Source organism: Ramlibacter algicola, from assembly GCF_016641735.1.
In the GTDB taxonomy this organism is placed as follows: domain Bacteria; phylum Pseudomonadota; class Gammaproteobacteria; order Burkholderiales; family Burkholderiaceae_C; genus Ramlibacter; species Ramlibacter algicola.
Genome location: NZ_JAEDAO010000001.1, coordinates 85,504 through 103,590 on the forward strand (window position 1 = coordinate 85,504; position 18,087 = coordinate 103,590).

Below are 18,087 nucleotides of genomic sequence, written 5' to 3' on the forward strand. Positions count from 1 at the left end.
GTCGTGGGGAGTGCGCCCGCTGTCGCGGGCTGGCTCTCAGCGCCCCGATTCGAGCACCCGTTGCACCTCGCGCACTTCGGCGTCGCGCGCAGCCGCGTCCGCCGGCGTGGGCAGCACCTGGTCGGGCGGGATGCCGGCGAGGTCGACGGGGAACTCGGGCAGGCGCAGCGAGCGCGACGTGGCGTACATCAGGCGCCGCTTGCCGGAAGGCAGCGTCCAGGGCCGCAGGTTCGAGTAGTCCACCGAGCCCGCGCTGGACTGGCCGAACAGCTTGACCTTGAAGCTCTGGCGCATCGCGAGCAGGAACTCCTCGCAGCTGCTGCCGCAGCGGCCGTCGGTGAGCACGGCGATGCGGCTCGGCTGCGGCGCAACCTGTTTCGGCGCGACGATCTCGAACGGCGGCTCGCCGGGCTGCGGGATGAAGGTGCCCGGTGCCGCGCGTTCGCTCGCGTCGGCGGCCTTGCCCGTCGCGTCGCGGCACTGCTGCGACTCCGGCGCGAACACCGCGCAGGCTGCGCGGTGCGCCGCGGCATTGGCGGGCGTGGCGAGGTACTCGGCGCCGACATCGCGCCGCAGGTTGGCGTCGGCCAGCGCCAGCACGGGCGCGTACGTCCAGTCCGAGCCGCCGCCGTTGCCGCGCACGTCCACCAGCAGGTTGGGCCGCGCGGCGATGTCCGTCACGTGCTCCTTCAGCAGCGCGGCGATGGCGGCGCCGGACGGATCGCCGAACGAGGGCAGCACGAGCATCGCCGTGCGGTCGGAGAGGATCCGGAACGAAGGGGGCGCAGGGGCGGCGCGGGCCGGGGTGGCCGCCCCGGGCAGCAGCGACCTCAAGCTCAGGTGCCACTTGCGGTAGGTCCGCAGGTAGGTGCGCAGCACGTCCACGCAAGCCTCGTCGCTCGCGATCTGCCCCGCCTGTGCGCGCGCGGCGGCCAGCGCCGCATCGAACGCCGCCTGCCCCTTCTGCGCCACGTGGTCTCGCGCGCCCGCGTCGTTCGTGAGCATGTACGGCGCGAGCGCGTCGAGGTCCTGGCGGCAATCCGCAGCAGCGTCCGATTGCGCGTGGGCGCAGGCCGCGGCGGCAAGCAGCAGGGTGGCAAGCAGGGTCGATCTCTTCATGCGGACTCCGGGGGGGGGTGCGTGATTGTCGCGGGCGAGCATGAGGCCCCGGCAGGTATCGTCTGACGTGATCGCTGGCTCGCGCGAGCAGCACAGTGCTCCTACGAGCATGGATTCCGGCTTTCGCCGGAATGACAGGGAGGTGCGGGAATGCAGAATGCCCGCATGCCCTCCATCCGCTCCCTCGCCGACATCGAAGCGCTCGAGCGCGCGCCGTACGAGCAGGCGATCCCGGCGCGCTCGCCCTATGGCTTGATCCAGCGCGCGGCGCAGCGCTTCGGCGAGCGCGACGCCTTCGTCTTCCTGCCCTCGGGCGATCCGTCGGCGCCGGTGGAACGCACCACGTATGCGCAACTGCTGGACGGCATCCATCGCGCGGCGAACCTGTTCCGCTCGCTGGGCGTCGGGCCGGACGACGCGGTGGCGCTGCTCGCGCCGAACCACCCGCTGACGCATGCGGCGCTGTGGGGCGCGCAACTGGCCGGGCGCGCGTGCCCGATCAACCCGCTGCTGCAGCCCGAGCACATCGCGGCCCTGCTGCGCGCCAGCGGCGCCAAGGTGCTGGTGGCGCTCGGTCCGAACGACGAAGTGGACATGTGGTCCACGGTGCGCCAGGTGCTGGCGCTGCATCCGCTGCCCTGCCTGGCGATCGGTGGCGCGGACGGTGCGCAGGGCTTCGCGACGGCGTTGCAGCAGCAGCCGGCGCAACTGCAGTTCGAGCCGGTGCTGCATCCCGACCACGTCGCCGCCTGCTACCACACGGGCGGCACGACCGGCGCGCCCAAGCTCGCGCTGCACACGCAGGGCAACGAGGCGCACACCAGCTGGTTCGCGCACCGGTTCTACGGCTTCGACGAGCACACGGTGGAGATCAACGGCTTCCCGCTGTTCCACGTCGCGGGCGCGTTCGTCTACGGCCTCGCGCTGCTGGCGATCGGCGGCACGCAGGTCGTGCCGACGCTCTCGGGCATGCGCAACGCGGCGTTCGTGCGCAGCTACTGGAAGCACTGCGAGCGCCATCGCGTGAGCGCGCTCGCGTGCGTCCCGACGATCCTCGCGACGCTGGCCAACCAGCCGCTCGATGCCGACGTCTCGCGCGTGCGTGTCGCGTACACGGGCGGCTCGCCGCTGCCGAACGAGCTCGCGGCGCAATTCGAGGCGCGCACCGGCATCCCGGTGCGCAACATCCTGGGCATGACCGAGTGCGCGGGGCTGCTGACGATCGAGCCGTTCGCGGCGCGGCGCGTTCCCGGTTCGACCGGGCTGCGGCTGCCGTACACGCAGGTGCGCGCGGTGCCCTGGACCGGCGGCGAGGTCCAACTGGACGCCAGCTGCGCGCCGGGGGAGACGGGGGTGATCGTCGTGCGCGGGCCGCACGTCAGCCCCGGCTACACCGATGCCGCACGCAACGCAGGCATGTTCGAAGGCGGCTGGCTGGTCTCCGGCGACCTCGGGCACGTCGATGCGGACGGCACGGTGCACGTCACCGGCCGTGCCAAGGACGTGATCATCCGCGGCAGCCACAACATCGATCCCGGGCTGGTGGAGGAAGCGCTGCTCGCGCATCCCGCGGTCGCGATGGCCGCGGTGGTCGGCGAGCCGGACGCGCACGCGGGCGAAGTGCCGGTGGCGTTCGTCACGCTGCGGCCGGGTGGGCAGGCGGACGCGGCGGCGATCCTGGCCGAGGTGTCGCCGCGCGTGTACGAGCGCCCGGCCGTGCCCAAGCGCGTGACGGTGCTGCCGTCGCTGCCGGTGACGGCGATCGGCAAGGTCTACAAGCCGGCGCTGCGCGTGATGGCGATCGAGACGCGGCTGCGCGAGTCGCTTGCGGATCTCGGCGTGACGGTCGAAGTGCAGGCGGAAGACCGAGGCGGCAAGCTCGTGGCGACGCTCGTCGTCCACGCCGCCGATGGCGCCGCCCTGCGCGAGCAGGTGCAGCAGCGTCTCGGGGCGATGTCGCTCCACCCCGAGCTGAAGTTCACGCGCTGAGCGGCGCGGCTACTTGGCCGAGTCCTGCTTGCAGAGCTCGGCGGGGCCGCGGCAATCGTCCTGGCGCGACATGCCATTGGCCGGGATCGGCGCTTCGGCGCTGGGCGCGCCGCTCGCTTCACCTGGCGGTGTCGGGGTCGCGCGGTCCGCGCAACCCAGCAGCGAGGCCGCGACCAGCACGCACGCACCAACGTGCGGCCAGGCGCGGCGTTGCAGGGGCGAGGGCATGCTGGGCTCCTGGCCGGCCGCCGCGGTGAAGCGGCAGCCGGCCTGCCTGCATCAGCGCGTGCTGGTGCCGCCCGACGTCGTCGAGCCGGTGGACCCGCTCGTGCCCGAGCTGCTGCTCGTGCCGCTGGTGGAGCCGCTGGGCGCCGTCGACGACGAGGACGACGGCGAGGTGGTGGAGCTGCCCGAGGACCCCATGCCCGACGAGGTGCCCGACGTGCTGCTCGGGGTCGAGGCCGAGGCGCTGCCCGAAGGCGTCGAGATCGAGCCGCTGGCGGTGCCGCCGGTGGAGCCCATGCCCGACGCGGTGCCCGACGTCGAGCCGGTGGCGCTGGTGCCACAAGCTGCCAGGGCGGCGGCGGACACGAGGATGGGAGCGAGGATCTTCAGCATGTTGTGTTCCTTTCGGTCCGAGGCGGGGTGCCTCGTGAACCTGCAGGATGCTGGGTCGCGGCGGATGGGAGGACCTCCCACAGGCCTTCCATGGGCGTAGGAGCGCGGACACCACGGCGTAGGCCCGAACCTCGGCAAGGGAACAAGGCGCGAACCCCGACCCGCGTGCCGCGCCGCCTCCTACATGGCCGCGGATCGGAACGCGCGTAGCTTGCAGCACCGGACCGCCGCATGACGCCTGCCGCCCTCGCCGACCTGACCTGCTCGCTGAGCGCGCGCGTGCACGTCACGCATGCCGCTGTGCTCGCCGGCAGTTCCCACGTCCCCTATGACGACGCGATCGACCTGCTCGTCTCCGAACTCCCGGCCCACGTCCTGGGCCACGAGGCGGTGCTGGCGCGCTTGCCCGACACCTACCGGATGGTGGTCATGGGCCTGGCGAGCATCCAGGGACTGCGGCCGCTGCCCGTGCAGGAGCGGCGCGCAGTCGCCTATTCGATCGCTTGCCTCGATGACCTCCTGGGCCGGTTGACCACCGCCCTCATCAAGCAGGCGCTCACGTTCCCACCGGGACGCACGCTGCCGACCTGAGCCCATCCGCGCCGTCCGACGGCGAGTTGGGAGCTTTTCCCATGCCACGTGGCACCGCGCGGAGGAGCATGCCTGCATGAGGTACATCGACAAGAACGGCCACTGCTGGGAGACGCTCGACGTGCTGGAGGACGGCACGTTGAAGGTGCGGCTCGAGTTCGCCTCGCAGCCGGAGCGCAGCGCGCTGTTCTGCATGTCGCCGCAGGAATTCGAGCAGCTGGCCAGCCGCGGCAACTTCCGCCTGGTCGGAAGGCCCGGCGCGCGCCGCTCCTCGCGCGAAGCCGAAGGCACGCTGGCCTGAGCCGCGCTACCAGCCGCCGCGCGCGAGCCAGTCCTCGAGCTCGGCGAGCGCATCCACGCCCCAGAACAGCTCGCCGTCCACCTCCACCGTGGGCGAACCGAACACGCCGCGGCGCATCGACTCCTCCACTTCGGCACGCAGGCGCGTGCGCGCTTCGTCGCCGTCGATGCCCGCGCGCAAGGCGCTTGGATCCAGTCCGGCGGGCAACCGGCCGGCGACGATGCGATCGGGATCGGCGAGGTCCTCGCCCTCGCGCCAGTAGCGGTCGTACAGCACCTGCGCGAGCGGCTTGGCCAGCTGCGGCGCATGCGCCAGCGTCCAGTAGTAGGCCTTCGCGCACGCGCGCGGATCCATCATCGGATCGTCCGCGCTGCGCGCCAGCTGCAGGCCGTGCCTGCGCTTGTGGCGCGCGATCTGCCGCCGCAGGTAGTCGCCCTTGAGCGGCGTCTCCAGCAGCGGCTTGAGCCCCATCACCTTCAGCACCGACACGCCCAGCAGCATCGGCCGCCACTCGACGTCGCGCCCGTGGCGCGCGGCGATGTCGTCGATGCGCAGGGACGCGAAGTAGCCGAAGGGCGAAACGAAGTCGAAGTAGAAGCGCACGGCGGCATTGTGCGGCCTCGCCTGCGCCGAAGACACAATGGATGCATGACCGTCCTGCGTTCTCCCCTGCATGCCCAAGTCGTCGAATGGCTCGTCGCCCCCGGCGCGCTGGTGCACGAAGGCGACGTCGTGCTGGTGCTCGAAGCGATGAAGATGGAGCACGAGATCCGCGCGCCGGCGACGGTGCGCGTGCGCGAGCTGCTGCACGCGCCCGGCGACACGGTGGCCGAAGGCGACGTGCTGTGGGCGGCGGAACCGGCGCTCGCCGAAGCGCCGGGCGCTGCCCCCGCCGCGCCCGCGCCCACCGACGCGTCGCGCGCCGACCTGCAGCGCCTGCAGGAGCGCGAGGCGCTCACGCGCGATGCCGCGCGGCCCGACGCCGTCGCCAGGCGCCACGCGCTGGGCCTGCGCACCGCGCGCGAGAACGTCGCCGACCTGTGCGACCCCGGCAGCTTCGACGAGTACGGTGCGTTCGCCATCGCCGCGCAGACCTCGCGCCGGCCGGTCGACGAGCTGCGGCGGCAGACCCCCGCCGACGGCATGGTGACCGGCATCGGCGGCGTCAACGGCGCGCTGTTCGCGCCCGAGCGCGCGCGCACGGCGGTGCTCGCCTACGACGCCACGGTGCTCGCGGGCACGCAGGGCTTTCGCAACCACCAGAAGACCGACCGCCTGCTCGGCGTCGCGGCGCGGCATCGCCTGCCCGTCGTGCTGTTCGCCGAAGGCGGCGGCGGCCGGCCCGGCGACGCCGACATGCCGATCGTTGCCGGCCTGCACGTGCCGACGTTCGCGGCATTCGCGCGCCTGAACGGCGTCGTGCCGACGATCGGCATCGCGGCCGGCCGCTGCTTCGCGGGCAACGCGGCGTTGCTCGGTTGCTGCGATCTCATCATCGCCACGCGCGACGCGACCATCGGCATGGGCGGACCGGCGATGGTCGAAGGCGGCGGGCTGGGCCGCTTCGCGCCGGAGGACATCGGGCCGGCGGCGGACCTGCATCGCAACGGCGTGATCGACCTGCTCGCCGACGACGAGGCGCACGCGGTGCGCTGGGCCAGGCAATGCCTTGCGATCTTCCAGGGTGCGCTCCCCGACTGGGAGACACCGGACGTCGATGCCTTGCCCGGCGTCGTGCCCGAGAACCGGCTGCGCGCGTACGACACGCGCGCCGCGATCCATGGCATCGCCGACGTGGGCACCGTGCTGGAACTGCGCACCGGGTTCGGCCAGGGCATCCACACCGGCTTCGCGCGGATCGAAGGGCGTGCGATCGGCTGGATGGCGAACAACCCGGCGCACCTGGGCGGCGCGATCGACGCCGATGCAGCGGACAAGGCCGCACGCTTCCTGCAGCTGTGCAACGCGCACGGCCTGCCGATGGTCAGCCTGGTCGACACACCGGGCTTCATGGTCGGTCCCGACATCGAGCGCCGCGCGCAGGTGCGGCACGTGAGCCGCATGTTCATCGCGGCCGCGCACCTGCAGGTCCCGCTGTTCGCGGTCGTCCTGCGCAAGGGCTATGGGCTGGGCGCGATGGCGATGGCCGCCGGCGGCTTCCACGAGCCCGCGTTCACCGTCGCATGGCCCACCGGCGAGTTCGGCGGCATGGGGCTGGAGGGCGCGGTGAAGCTGGGCTACCGCAAGGAGCTGCATGCGCAGCCCGAGGGCCCGCAGCGCGAGGCGCTGTACGAGCGGCTGCTCGCGCGCCAGTACGAGAACGGCCAGGCGCTGCGCATGGCCGAGACGCTGGAGATCGACGCCGTGATCGAGCCGGCACGCACGCGCGACTGGCTGGCACGTGGGCTCGCCGCGGCGCGCCCGTCGCCGGACGTGCCGCGGCACCGCATCGACGCCTGGTGAGGCGCCGCGCGGGCTTACTTCTTGCCCTGCTCGGCGGCCTTTTCCTTGCCGGTCTTGACGTCGACCGTCGGGACGTCGACCTTCTTCTCTTCGGTCTTCACGGTCGGGACCTTGACGGTCGTTTCCTTGCTCTCGACCTTCACGTCGGGGCCGGTGACGTCGTACTTGGGCAGCTGGACGTCGCCGTCCTGCTTCTTGGTCACTTCGTACTTGGGCGCGTCGACCTTGCCTTCCTGGGTCTTCCGCACGTCGCAGGCGGTCAGGCCCAGGGCGGCGGCGGCCGTGGCGGCGACGATGGCGATGGTCTTGTTCATGATCTCTCCCTTTCCTTGATTGAGGCGGGCACACGACTGCACCCACGCCTTGCATGGTCGTGGCGACGATGCAACTCGGCTGTAGGAGCCCGGCGGAGCCTCATGGCCGCGCGCACCCGCTCCCGCCGTGCGCGGCGCGGCCATGGCGCTGTCACCCTCTTCCTACGTGGTGCAGGACGCGCCGTGCCTAGCATGGCTGGACCATGCAGCGGCCCGACACCCAGCGCTCGATGCGCCCCGATCCGCGCTCCGTGCGCGACCTGCGCGGCGGCGTGCAGCTGGCCTTCGACGCAGTGCGCCGTTCGCTCGACCGCATCGAGCGCGTGCACGAGCGGCTGGCCGACGTGTCGCCGCCGGTGCGCGGCCTGCAACCGCGCCCGCCCACGCAAGGCTGGGCCAGCGTCGTCTACCGCGGGCTGCGCGGCTCGGCCGACCTGCTGGGCGGCGGCGCCGACCTCGCGCTGGCCTCGGTGCAGGCGTGGGCCCAGGACCCGGACCGCGGCCCGTTGCCCAAGGAACGCGCGCGTTCGCGTGATGCCGCGATCGCGGCGCTCAACGCCGTGCTCGGCGACCACCTGCACCGCACCGGCAACCCGCTGGCCATCCACACGAGCTGGCGGGCGGGCACGCCCAAGCTCGGCCGCCTGCTGGTGCTCGCGCACGACCTCGGCCTCGACCCGCGTGCCTGGTCGCAGGACGGTGCGGGCTTCGGCGACGAACTCGCCACCGCGATCGGTGCCACGCCGCTCAGCCTTCGCTACAACGCCGGCCGGCGCGTGGCGGCCGTGGCGCGCGAGGTGTCGACGTCGCTCGAACGGCAGGTGGCGGGCTGGCCGGTGAAGGTGCAGGGCCTGGACCTCGTCGGCCACGGGCTCGGCGGCCTCGTGCTGCGCAGCGCGCTGCAGCAGGCGCAGCGGGGCGGCCTCGCCTGGCCGGCGCTGGTGCGCCACGTGGTGTTCCTCGGCACGCCGCATGCGGGCGCGCGCAACGCGCAGTGGCGCGACCTGGTGGACGCCGCGGGCTCGGGCACGCATGCCAGCCTGCTGCTGTCACGCGCCGCGAACCGGCGCAGCGAAGGCATGGAGGATTTCACCGGTGGCCACTGGATGGAGCACGAGCAGGGCGTGCCGCTCGCCGTGCTGCCGCGGCCGTGGCCGGCCGGTGCGCGTGCGTACGCCATCGCGGGGTCGCTGCAGGAGCGCGGCGACGACGGCGTCGTCACGGTCGCGAGCGCGCTGGGGCGCGACCTGCCGCCGGGGCAGGACCTCGAACTGGGTGAAGCCCAGCGTTGGATCGCCGCCGGCGTCGGCCACCTGGAGTTGGTGCGCAACGGCGCCGTCTTGCAGCAGGTCCGGCACTGGCTGTCGGTGTGAGGCGCGGCGCCCGCACAGGGGCGTGCGCCGCCTGCTGACAGGCACCGCGCCGGCTGCCTCCCACACTGGGGGCCACCCAAGGGAGTGCCGGCCATGACCTATTTACCGAAGGCGCAGGAGCAAATGAACGGCGACCTGCTCGTGCCCGAGACCACCAAGCTCTTCCTGCATCGCGTCGTGCGCGACCTGAAGGCCCACCTCGAAAGCGGCGCCAGCACCGGCACCGAGATGGCCGGCCTGTGCGCGCTGGAGAACGCCCTGGGCGCGTGCCTCGAGCCGCTGCAGAGCGTCCGCGAGATGCTGGACCTGCCCGACCCGGAGGTCGAGCGCCGCGGGCGCAACCTGCTGATGGTCAACCTGCCGCGCTGACGGCAGGCACCGCCGGCCGGGCGGCCGTGCGGGATGCAAGCGCCTTCTGCAGCGCCGCGTGGATCGCCTGCGGCTCGGCCGGCTTGACCAGGTGGCCGGCGAACCCCGCCATCGCGGAACGCTGCAGGTCCGGCGTCGCGCCGTAGCCTGACAACGCCACCACCGGCAGCGACTTGCTGAGCGCGCGGCCGACGTCGATGCCGCTGCCATCGGGCAGGCCGAGGTCGGTGAGCACGATGTCGAAGGTCCCGCGCTGCGCCGTGCGGATCGCATCGGCACACGTGGCGACGTGCGTGACCTGGTAGCCGTAGCTTTCCAGGAACATGACGACGGTTTCCGCGGCGTCCTGGTTGTCCTCGACGAGCAGCAGCTTCCAGCCGCCATCGTTGGAGGCAGTGCGATCGTGGCCGACGGTTTGCACCGCCGAGTCGGCCGCTTGGCTGCGAAGGCGCAGCGTGAACGTCGCGCCCTGCCCGCGACCCGCGCTCGACACGGTGAGTTCGCCGCGGTGCTCGGCGACCAGGCCGCGCGCGATCGCCAGCCCCAGGCCCAGCCCGCCGAAGCGCTGCGACACCTCGAGGTCGGCCTGCTCGAACGCGCTGAAGATGCGAGGCAGCGCCTCGGGCTCGATGCCGATGCCGTTGTCCGCGACCTCGAGCACGAACTGGCCGTCGTCCTGCCAGGTACGCACCTCGACGCGGCCGCCGTCGGAACTGAATTTCATCGCGTTGCGCAGCAGGTTCCACAGCACCTGCTGCATGCGCGCCTCGTCGGCCTGCACCAGCGGCACCGGCGCGCGCAACTCCAACTGCACGTCGATGCCCTTGTCGCGGCGCTGCGCGTCCAGCATGTCGAGCACCACGTGCACCAGCGCGTGCATGTCGACGGTCTTCGGCTTGAGGTGCACCTTCCCGGCCGAGATGGCCGTCAGGTCCAGCAGGTCCTCGATCAGCCGCGCCTCCAGCGCCACGTTGCGCTGGATCATCGGCAACAGGTTGGCGTACTTGGGCGGCACGGTGGCCGTGCGCTCGAGCAGGTGGGCAGCGGTCGCGATCGGCGACAGCGGCGTGCGCAGCTCGTGCGACAGCACCGCGAGGAAGCGGTCCTTGGCCTGGCTGGCGCGCTCGGCCTCTTCCTTCGCGGTCCGCAGCGCCTCGGCGTCGCGGTAGTCCGCCGTCGCGTCGCGCACGATCTTGGAGAAGCCGCTGTGCTCGCCCGCGTCGTTGTACAGCGGCGTGACCACGCCCTCGGCCCACAGGCGCAGGCCGTCGCTGCGCATCATCCAGCGGTTGTCGTCGGCCTTGCCGTGCGCCAGCGCCTGCGCCATCTCCAGCCGGGGCACGCCCGCCTCGCGGTCCTCGGGCGTGAACAGCACCTCGAAGTTGGCGCCGATCATCTGCTCGCGTGGCTGCAGGAAGATCTCGCTGGCGGCCTGGTTCCAGCTGCTGATGGTGCCGCGCACGTCGGTCAGGACCACCGCGTAGTTGCGCAGCGAATCGACCACCCGCGCGAACACCGCATTGGCTTCCCGCAGCTGCACCTGGGCGGCCTCGCGCGCCTCGCGCTGGGACACCTCGCGCAGCGCGCGGTCGATCACCAGCGGCAGGCGCACCAGGCGGCCCTTGCTCACGTAGTCCGTCGCGCCGCGCTTGAGCATCTCGACGGCGTTGTCCTCGCCGATGACGCCGGACACGAAGATGAAGGGCACCCGCGGGTTCTTCGCGCGCGCCTCGATGAGCGCCTGGTCGCCGGAGAAGCCCGGGATCTCGTAGTCGGACAGGATCACGTCGTAGCGGCCGGAGGCCAGCGCGCCGACGAAGCCCGGTTCGTCGCGCACCACCTGCAGCTGCGCGTGCGGGTAGGACCCCAGAAGCGTCTCGCGCAGCAGCTCGGCGTCGAAGCGCGAGTCCTCCAGCAGGAGGACCTTCAGGTCGCGTTCGTGGGAACCGTTCTCGGGCAGGTGTTCATTCATACCGGCGCGAGCTCGCCTTCAGCGAGCCCGGCGGCGGCTCGTTCAGCACGGCCCAGAACACGCCCAGGTCGGCGATGGCGCCGACGAACTGCTTGAACTCCACCGGCTTGACGACGTACGCGTTGACGCCCAGCTCATAGCTGCGCACGACGTCCGACTCCTCCTGCGAGGAGGTGAGCATCACGACCGGCGTGCTGCGCAGCGCCGGTGTGGCCCGCACCTTTTGCAGCACCTCCAGCCCGTTCACCTTGGGCAGCTTCAGGTCCAGCAGGACCACGGCGGGGTTGCCTTCGTCGCGCCCCCGGAAGTCGCCCTCGCGCAGCAGGTAGTCGAGCGCCTGCGCGCCGTCGCGCACGACGATGACCTCGTTGGCGAGCTGGCTGCGTTCGAGCGCGACGAGCGTCAACTCGAGGTCGCGTTTGTCGTCCTCGACGAGCAGGATCGGCTTGAGCATCTCACTGGTCTTTCACTTGTCTTGGTCGGGGCTGCGGCCCCACGTCCGCCCGTGGCAGCGTGAAGCCGAACTCGGCCCCCTGGTCCGGTTCGCCCTGCGCCCAGACGACGCCACCGTGGCGCTCGACGATGCGGCGGACGCTGGCCAGGCCGATCCCGGTGCCTTCGAAGTCCTCCGCCTGGTGCAGGCGCTGGAACACCCCGAAGAGCTTGGATACGTACTTTTGTTGAAACCCGACGCCATTATCTGCAACTTTCAGCCCATCGCCGTCGGCCGTCGTCACGGCCGTGACGCGGATGCGGGCGACGTCGCGCGTGCGGGTGTACTTCACGGCGTTGGCGAGCAGGTTGCGCAGTGCCACCTGCAGCAGGAACGGATCGGCCCACAGCATCGGCAGGTCGTGCGAGATGTCCCACTCGAAGTTGCGCGTGGGCTCCTGCCGCGTGAACTCGGCGACCAGCTCCTGCACCAGCAGCAGCGAGTTCACCGGCTTGCGCTTGAGCGCCGCGCGGCCCATGCGCGAGAAATCCAGCAGCGCGTCGACCAGATGGCCGGCGTACGCCGCCGCCTCCTTCACGTGCGCCAGGTAGCGGTTGGAGCGCTCGGAGAGGGTCTTGCCCTCCATGTCCTGCACCAGGTCGACGTAGCCGGCGATGTGCCGCATCGGCGCGCGCAGGTCGTGAGACACGGTGTACGAGAACGCCTCGAGTTCCTTGTTGACGCGCCCGAGTTCGGTGGCCACCTCCGCCAGTTCCTCGGCGCGGCGCAGCACGATGCCGATCAGCGCATGGCGCAGTTCCTCCGTCGCGGCCACCTCGGAGCTGGTCCACGGCGCGGAGCGGCCCCGCACGCGCTCCTGCCAGCTGGCGAAGCTGCGGCGCGGGTGGATGCGGCCGCCGACATCGACGTCCACTTCCTTGCGCGGATCACCGGCCCAGCGAATCGTCTCGACCAGTTCGGGCCGGAACCACAGCACCAGGTGCTGGTGCACCTGCGAGATCGACAGCGCCAGCACCCCGGCGCCGCGCGCGACGAACGGAGCCGCCGCCGGGTACTCCTCCACCAGGCGGTCGGTCGACCAGACGTCCTGGTTGCGGCCGGCGATCCACTTGGCCAGCGCGGCGATCTGCGACGGCTCCGGCGTCTCGCCGCAGGTCCAGCACTGCTCGTTCAGCACCACGGCGGCGCCGCTGGCGCGCGCCATGCGCAGCAGCAGCGCGGGTTCGGCGACCAGGCGCTGCAGCGTGCCGTCGCTGTCGGCCAGGTGCGACACGATCTGCAGCGTCAAGTGGCGCAGGTCCAGCCGCGTGGCGACCTCGGCGTTGTCCTCCTTGGCCGCCACCTGCAGCGACAGCAGCCGGCCCAGGTGCTCGCAGGCGGCACGCGCCTGGTAGGGCAGCCGCATCGGCTCGTGGTTGTGGCACGAGATCAGGCCCCACAGCTTGTTGCGCACCACGATCGACACCGACATCGACGCCAGCGTGCCCATGTTGCGCATGTACTCCAGGTGCACTGGGGACACGCTGCGCAAGGTGGAATAGGTCAGGTCGAGTGACGACGGGTCCCAGCCCGGCGCGCCCAGCAGCGGCACCGGCTCGTAGGTCGCATCGGCGATCAGGCGGATGTGGTTGACGCGGTACAGCTCGCGCGCCTGCGTGGGCACGTCCGCCGCCGGGAAGCGATGGTCGGCGTACGACTCGTAGCCCCGGTCGGCGGCTTCCGCCAGCACCTCGCCGTGGCCCTCGTCGTCGAAGCGATAGACCAGCGTGCGGCCGAAGCCGGACAGCCGCTTCATCTCGACCGCGGCGAGCTCCAGGATGTCCTGCAGCGACTCGGCGCGTTGCATCTGCGGCAGGAAATGCCGCGCGAGCGAATAGATCGGCGCCTGGATGCCGGCCTCGCGCACGTGCGGCTCGAACTCCAGCACGTACAGGTCGCCGCTGCGGTGCGCGAGCACGTCCAGCGCCTGGTCGCCCAGTTCGATGTGCCCCAGCGCGGCCGGGCCTTCACCGGTGGAGTCCAGCCGGTCGAGGGCGCCGCGCGCCAGGCCCGCCGCCAGCGCCGCGCGGTCCCGGTCGGGCCAGTTCGCGCTCCACGCGACCAGCTGCCCGTTGCCGTCGATGACGGACATCCAGCCCAGGGGCTGGATCGCACCGGGGACGCGGATGGGCTCCTGCGCGCACTGCGACAGGTCAGGCAGCGGCGCGTTCATGCAGGACGTCCTGGAAGGTGCGGGTCAGGGCGTCGAAGGTGTCCTGCGCGGACTGCACCGCGGCGGCGGACCCGGCCGCGTCGCCCTGCAATTCACTCGCGAACAGCGCGCGCGCCTCGCGCCAGCGCTCGGCCGTGCCGCGGCCGCAGCCATGGAAATAGGAAGCGCCCTGCTCCGGCGCGAGGCCCAGGTGCCGGCGCACGTGCGCGGCGATGAACTGGCCGCCCAGGGCGGAACCCTCCATCACGTACAGGGAACCGAGCGCGTGCGGCAGCGTCGGCAACGCGGGAGTGTCCTCGCGCGCAGGCGCGGGCTGGATGTGGAGGACGGCCAGGTCCTGGTGCAGCAGGTGCAGGCGGCGGCCGTCGCCGAACCATGCGTGCAGGCGTTCGGGCAGCGCATCGGCCATGCGCGGCTCCCAGGCGGCCAGGAATGCCGCGAAGCCTTGCAGGACACGGGTGTAGTGCGCGCGGCCGAAGGGGCGCCGCAGGTCCAGGAGATCCTCGATGGCCGCATGGCGGCCTGCCGTCGCTCGTCGAAACACGTCCAGGATGCCGTCATCGGCGCCGCGGGGCGCCATCGTCGTACGGGGGTCGACCAATCCATTCCTTCCAAGAAGACGGGGCCCCCGTCGGTCCGCGGCGAGCATGCCAGAGGGCGCGCCGCGCGGGTGTAGGACCGAGCCGACGCCAGGTGGGAGCGCGACGGAAAGTCAGCGCAACAACGCGACGGCCGCCGAGAACGTCAGGAACGCGGCAGCCGTGGTGACCAGGATGATGCGCGCGACCCGCCCGGTATCTGCTGCGAAACGTTCGGCAAGCAACGAGACGTTGCTTGCGCTCGGCAGCGCAGCGACCAGCGTCATCACGACGAGCGCGAAGGGATCGAGCGGCACGCCCACGGCGCGCGCCAGCGAGCCGGCGGCGAACACCAGCAAGGGATGCACCACCAGCTTGGCGACGGCCATCGGCACGAAGTCGCGCGCGGGCAGCGGCCCGTGTTCCTGCGCGGCGCCCAGCAACTGCGAGCGCGCCAGCACGGCGCCGATGGTGAACAGCGCGACCGGCGAGGCGGCGTCGGCCAGCATGGCGATGGTGGCGCCCACCGGCTGCAGCGGCCTGAAGCCGGTGAGCGACGACAGCGCGCCCAGCGCGATCGACCACGGCATCGGGTTGGCCGCCACGCCGCGCAGCGCCCTGCGGGCGGCCGCGGCGGCGCCATGCTGGCCGGCGGTGTCGAGCCGCGACAGCGCGATGCACAAGGACGTGGTGATCACCAGGTCGATCAGGATCGTGAGGATGGCGGGACCGGCTGCCGCCGCACCGAGCAGCGCCACCAGCAGCGGCACGCCCATGAAGCCGGTGTTGGGGAACGCGGCGACGAGCGCGCCGAACGCGGCGTCGTTCCAGCGGATGCGCGCATTGAGGCTGAAGGCGACGGCGCCCGCCACCATCACCAGCGCGCACGGCAGGTACACCAGCAGCGCCCACGGATCGAGCAGCTGCGCGATCGGCGTCGACGCGCCGAAGCGGTACAGCATGCACGGCAGCGCGAAGAACAGCACGAAGGTGTTGAGGCCGCCGATCGCGTCCAGCGGCAGCATCCGCGCGCGCGCCGCGAGATAGCCGCAGGCCACCAGCGCGAAGAACGGGAAGGTGACCTGGAGGATCTGCAGCACGGCGCGTATTGTCGGTGCAACGGGCCGCGGGCTTTTGCACCGTGGCGAGGCACGGGTGCTGGCTATGATCCGTCGCTTCCTCGCGCACCGACCCGAAGCAGTCCCCCTCTCCCCTCGATGTCCGGCCTCAACCTCGCCCAGCAGGAAGCAGTCAACTACATGCATGGGCCCTGCCTGGTGCTGGCCGGCGCCGGCTCGGGCAAGACGCGCGTCATCACGCACAAGATCGGCCGCCTGATCCAGAGCGGCGTCGAGGCGCGCCGCATCCTGGCGATCACCTTCACCAACAAGGCCGCCGCGGAAATGCGCGAGCGCGCCAAGTCGCTGATCGGCCGCGACGCGAAGGAGGTGGTGATCTGCACCTTCCACGCGCTGGGCGTGCGGCTGCTGCGGCAGGACGGCGCGCCGCTGGGCCTGAAGCCCCAGTTCTCCATCCTCGACACCGACGACGTCACCTCGATCCTGAAGGACGCCGGCGGCACCACCGACGCCGCGACCGCGCGCCAGTGGCAATGGGGCATCAGCCTGTGGAAGAACATGGGCCTGAACGCGGCGCAGGCGCTGGCGCAGGCCAAGGACGAGAACGAGCGCGTCACCGCGATGGTGATGCAGCGCTACGAGGAGCGGCTCACGGCCTACCAGTCGGTCGACTTCGACGACCTGATCGGCATGCCGCTCAAGCTGCTCGTGCAGCACGAGGACGTGCGCGCCAAGTGGCAGCAGCTGCTCGGGCACGTGCTGGTGGACGAATACCAGGACACCAACGCTACGCAGTACGAAATGCTGAAGCTGCTGGTGGGCGACAAGGGCCGCTTCACGGCGGTGGGCGACGACGACCAGTCGATCTACGGCTGGCGCGGCGCGACGCTGGACAACCTCAAGCGCCTGCCGCAGGACTGGCCACAGCTGAAGGTGGTCAAGCTCGAACAGAACTACCGCTCGACCAGCGCGATCCTGCGCGCGGCCAACAACGTCATCCAGCCCAACCCGAAGCTGTTCCCGAAGACGCTGTTCTCGGAGCTGGGCGAGGGCGAGCCGGTGCGCGTGGTCGACTGCGACAACGAGGACCACGAAGCCGAGCGCGTCGTCGCGCGCATGCAGTCGATCCGCGCCAACGGCATGGCCAAGGACTGGAAGGACTTCGCCGTGCTCTACCGCGCCAACCACCAGGCGCGCGTGTTCGAGCAGGCGCTGCGCAAGGCGCAGATCCCGTACAAGGTCTCGGGCGGCCAGAGCTTCTTCGACCGCGCCGAGATCCGCGACCTGTGCGCGTGGCTGCGCCTGTGGGTCAACGAGGACGACGACCCGGCGTTCCTGCGCGCGGTGACCACGCCCAAGCGCGGCATCGGCCACCAGACGCTGGGCACGCTGGGCGAGTTTGCCGGCAAGTACAAGCTGTCGCTGTTCGGCGCGCTGTTCTCCTCGTCGCTCGGCTCGGTGCTGAACGCGCGCGCCGTGGGCAGCCTGCAGGAGTTCGGCCGCTTCGTGAACGACCTGCAATACCGCGCGCGCCACACCAGCGGCGCGGAGGATGCCCGCGCGTTCCTCACCGAATGGCTGAAGGACATCGGCTACGAGAAGCACCTGTACGACGGCGAGGAGAGCGAGAAGCTCGCCGCCTCGCGCTGGACCAACGTGATGGACTTTTGCGACTGGATGGCGCAGCGCTGCGGCGGCACCATCGACGACACCGCGGGCGTGCAGGTCGCCAGCGAGAAGAAGAACCTGCTGGAGGTCGCGCAGACCATCGCGCTGCTGTCGACGCTGACCGAGCGCGAACAGGACCAGAACGTGGTCACGCTGTCGACGCTGCACGCATCGAAGGGCCTGGAGTGGCCGCACGTGATGCTCGTCGGCTGCGTCGAGGGCCTGCTGCCGTTCAAGCTGGAAGACGAGGACAAGCCCAGCGAGGGCATGCTGCAGCGGCTGCAGGAAGAGCGCCGGCTGATGTACGTGGGCATCACGCGCGCGCAGCGCTCGTTGGCCGTCAGCTGGACCAAGCGCCGCAAGAAGGGCCGCGAGACCATCGCCGCGCAGCCCAGCCGCTTCATCGCCGAGATGGCGCTGAACCAGGCCACCGTCAAGGAAGACCCGCGCGAGAAGCTCAAGGCGCTGCGCGCCGAGTTCGCCAAGAAGAGCGCCGACGCGCAGGCGGCCGCCGCGGCCGCGGCCAAATGAAGCGGCTGCTCGCGATCGCGCTCGTCGCGTGCACGGGCATCGCGCACGCGCACGCGCAGCAGCAGGCCTGCAACGACGGGAAGGACGTCGCGCCCGCCCAGCTCGTGGGACTGTGGCGCGCGGACGTCGAGGGCGACGCACCCGCGATGCTGCTGCTGGAGCCGCATCCGCGCTACCGCGGCTCGCTGTCCGGCGAGATCAACCGCGACGGCACGCGATCGAAGCTGGCGGCCGACCTCGACGACGGCGAGCTCACGCTGGAGGAATCGGCGGACGGCGTGCGCATCAGCGCCACCTGGCTGGGCGACGTCGTCGCCGGCAGCTGCGGGCGCGAGATCCGCGGCACCCGCGAAGCCGGCGAGGGCGCACCGCAGCGCCTGTTCGTGTTGCGCAAGCTCGACCGCTGAAGCGGCAGCCGCGGGCCGGTGTCCCGCGCGATCCGGGACAACAACGGGA

The 18,087-nt window shown here is 71.6% G+C and carries 18 protein-coding genes; 9 read left to right on the plus strand and 9 right to left on the minus strand.

What is annotated here, in order from left to right; genetic code table 11:
- Positions 1-36: 36 nt before the first annotated feature.
- Positions 37-1,119 (minus strand): S41 family peptidase, encoded by a 1,083-nt coding sequence (locus I8E28_RS00365; RefSeq protein ID WP_200785876.1) that lies wholly within the window; start codon positions 1,117-1,119, stop codon positions 37-39.
- Between the two features lie 165 nt (positions 1,120-1,284).
- Here I8E28_RS00365 and I8E28_RS00370 point away from each other — a divergent pair, with 165 nt between their 5' ends.
- On the plus strand, positions 1,285-3,108 hold the full coding sequence (locus I8E28_RS00370; protein ID WP_200785877.1) for an AMP-binding protein: 1,824 nt from the start codon (positions 1,285-1,287) through the stop codon (positions 3,106-3,108).
- Between the two features lie 9 nt (positions 3,109-3,117).
- Here I8E28_RS00370 and I8E28_RS00375 read toward each other — a convergent pair whose 3' ends face one another.
- Complete coding sequence (locus I8E28_RS00375; protein ID WP_200785878.1) at positions 3,118-3,336, minus strand: hypothetical protein; 219 nt, start codon at positions 3,334-3,336, stop codon at positions 3,118-3,120.
- Here I8E28_RS00375 and I8E28_RS00380 point away from each other — a divergent pair.
- From I8E28_RS00380 to I8E28_RS00390, 3 genes are all read left to right on the plus strand, one after another.
- Positions 3,335-3,826 (plus strand): hypothetical protein, encoded by a 492-nt coding sequence (locus tag I8E28_RS00380; RefSeq protein WP_200785879.1) that lies wholly within the window; start codon positions 3,335-3,337, stop codon positions 3,824-3,826. The two genes, I8E28_RS00375 and I8E28_RS00380, sit on opposite strands and share 2 nt — an antisense overlap.
- 131 nt (positions 3,827-3,957) lie before the next feature.
- Positions 3,958-4,317 (plus strand): hypothetical protein, encoded by a 360-nt coding sequence (locus tag I8E28_RS00385; protein WP_200785880.1) that lies wholly within the window; start codon positions 3,958-3,960, stop codon positions 4,315-4,317.
- 76 nt (positions 4,318-4,393) lie between these two features.
- On the plus strand, positions 4,394-4,618 hold the full coding sequence (locus I8E28_RS00390; RefSeq protein WP_200785881.1) for a hypothetical protein: 225 nt from the start codon (positions 4,394-4,396) through the stop codon (positions 4,616-4,618).
- 6 nt (positions 4,619-4,624) lie between these two features.
- On the opposite strand, the gene I8E28_RS00395 is transcribed toward I8E28_RS00390, so the two are convergent.
- On the minus strand, positions 4,625-5,221 hold the full coding sequence (locus I8E28_RS00395; protein WP_200785882.1) for a DsbA family protein: 597 nt from the start codon (positions 5,219-5,221) through the stop codon (positions 4,625-4,627).
- 54 nt (positions 5,222-5,275) lie between these two features.
- Here I8E28_RS00395 and I8E28_RS00400 point away from each other — a divergent pair, with 54 nt between their 5' ends.
- A complete protein-coding gene (locus tag I8E28_RS00400; protein WP_239027281.1) occupies positions 5,276-7,081 on the plus strand; it encodes a carboxyl transferase domain-containing protein in 1,806 nt (601 codons plus the stop codon).
- A 14-nt stretch (positions 7,082-7,095) separates the two neighbouring features.
- Here I8E28_RS00400 and I8E28_RS00405 read toward each other — a convergent pair whose 3' ends face one another.
- Positions 7,096-7,395: a hypothetical protein gene (locus tag I8E28_RS00405; RefSeq protein WP_200785884.1), complete on the minus strand. Its 300-nt coding sequence runs from the start codon at positions 7,393-7,395 to the stop codon at positions 7,096-7,098.
- A gap of 203 nt (positions 7,396-7,598) precedes the next feature.
- Here I8E28_RS00405 and I8E28_RS00410 point away from each other — a divergent pair, with 203 nt between their 5' ends.
- Both I8E28_RS00410 and I8E28_RS00415 read left to right on the plus strand, forming a co-directional pair.
- Positions 7,599-8,768 (plus strand): esterase/lipase family protein, encoded by a 1,170-nt coding sequence (locus tag I8E28_RS00410; protein ID WP_200785885.1) that lies wholly within the window; start codon positions 7,599-7,601, stop codon positions 8,766-8,768.
- Positions 8,769-8,861: 93 nt separating this feature from the next.
- Positions 8,862-9,137, plus strand: a complete 276-nt coding sequence (locus I8E28_RS00415; RefSeq protein WP_200785886.1) for a hypothetical protein — start codon at positions 8,862-8,864, stop codon at positions 9,135-9,137.
- Here I8E28_RS00415 and I8E28_RS00420 read toward each other — a convergent pair.
- The 5 genes from I8E28_RS00420 to I8E28_RS00440 form a co-directional block, all read right to left on the minus strand.
- Entirely contained in the window at positions 9,121-11,109 is a 1,989-nt protein-coding gene (locus tag I8E28_RS00420) for a hybrid sensor histidine kinase/response regulator (protein WP_200785887.1), read from the minus strand. The genes I8E28_RS00415 and I8E28_RS00420 overlap by 17 nt on opposite strands.
- The gene (locus I8E28_RS00425; protein ID WP_200785888.1) at positions 11,102-11,563 is read right to left on the minus strand and encodes a response regulator; all 462 of its coding nucleotides are present in this window, start codon (positions 11,561-11,563) and stop codon (positions 11,102-11,104) included. The genes I8E28_RS00420 and I8E28_RS00425 overlap by 8 nt, the downstream gene beginning before the upstream one ends.
- Position 11,564: 1 nt before the next feature.
- Positions 11,565-13,775 carry an ATP-binding protein gene (locus I8E28_RS00430; protein WP_200785889.1) on the minus strand — a complete coding sequence of 737 codons (2,211 nt, stop codon included), beginning with the start codon at positions 13,773-13,775 and terminating at the stop codon, positions 11,565-11,567.
- Positions 13,756-14,376, minus strand: a complete 621-nt coding sequence (locus tag I8E28_RS00435) for a biliverdin-producing heme oxygenase (protein ID WP_200785890.1) — start codon at positions 14,374-14,376, stop codon at positions 13,756-13,758. Before I8E28_RS00435 ends, I8E28_RS00430 begins: the two co-directional genes overlap by 20 nt.
- A 111-nt stretch (positions 14,377-14,487) precedes the next feature.
- Positions 14,488-15,453, minus strand: a complete 966-nt coding sequence (locus I8E28_RS00440) for an AEC family transporter (protein WP_200785891.1) — start codon at positions 15,451-15,453, stop codon at positions 14,488-14,490.
- 117 nt (positions 15,454-15,570) lie between these two features.
- Between I8E28_RS00440 and I8E28_RS00445 the strand changes: the two genes are divergently transcribed.
- Positions 15,571-17,631: an ATP-dependent helicase gene (locus I8E28_RS00445; protein WP_200785892.1), complete on the plus strand. Its 2,061-nt coding sequence runs from the start codon at positions 15,571-15,573 to the stop codon at positions 17,629-17,631.
- Complete coding sequence (locus I8E28_RS00450) at positions 17,628-18,038, plus strand: hypothetical protein (RefSeq protein ID WP_200785893.1); 411 nt, start codon at positions 17,628-17,630, stop codon at positions 18,036-18,038. The genes I8E28_RS00445 and I8E28_RS00450 overlap by 4 nt, the downstream gene beginning before the upstream one ends.
- Positions 18,039-18,087: the final 49 nt, after the last annotated feature.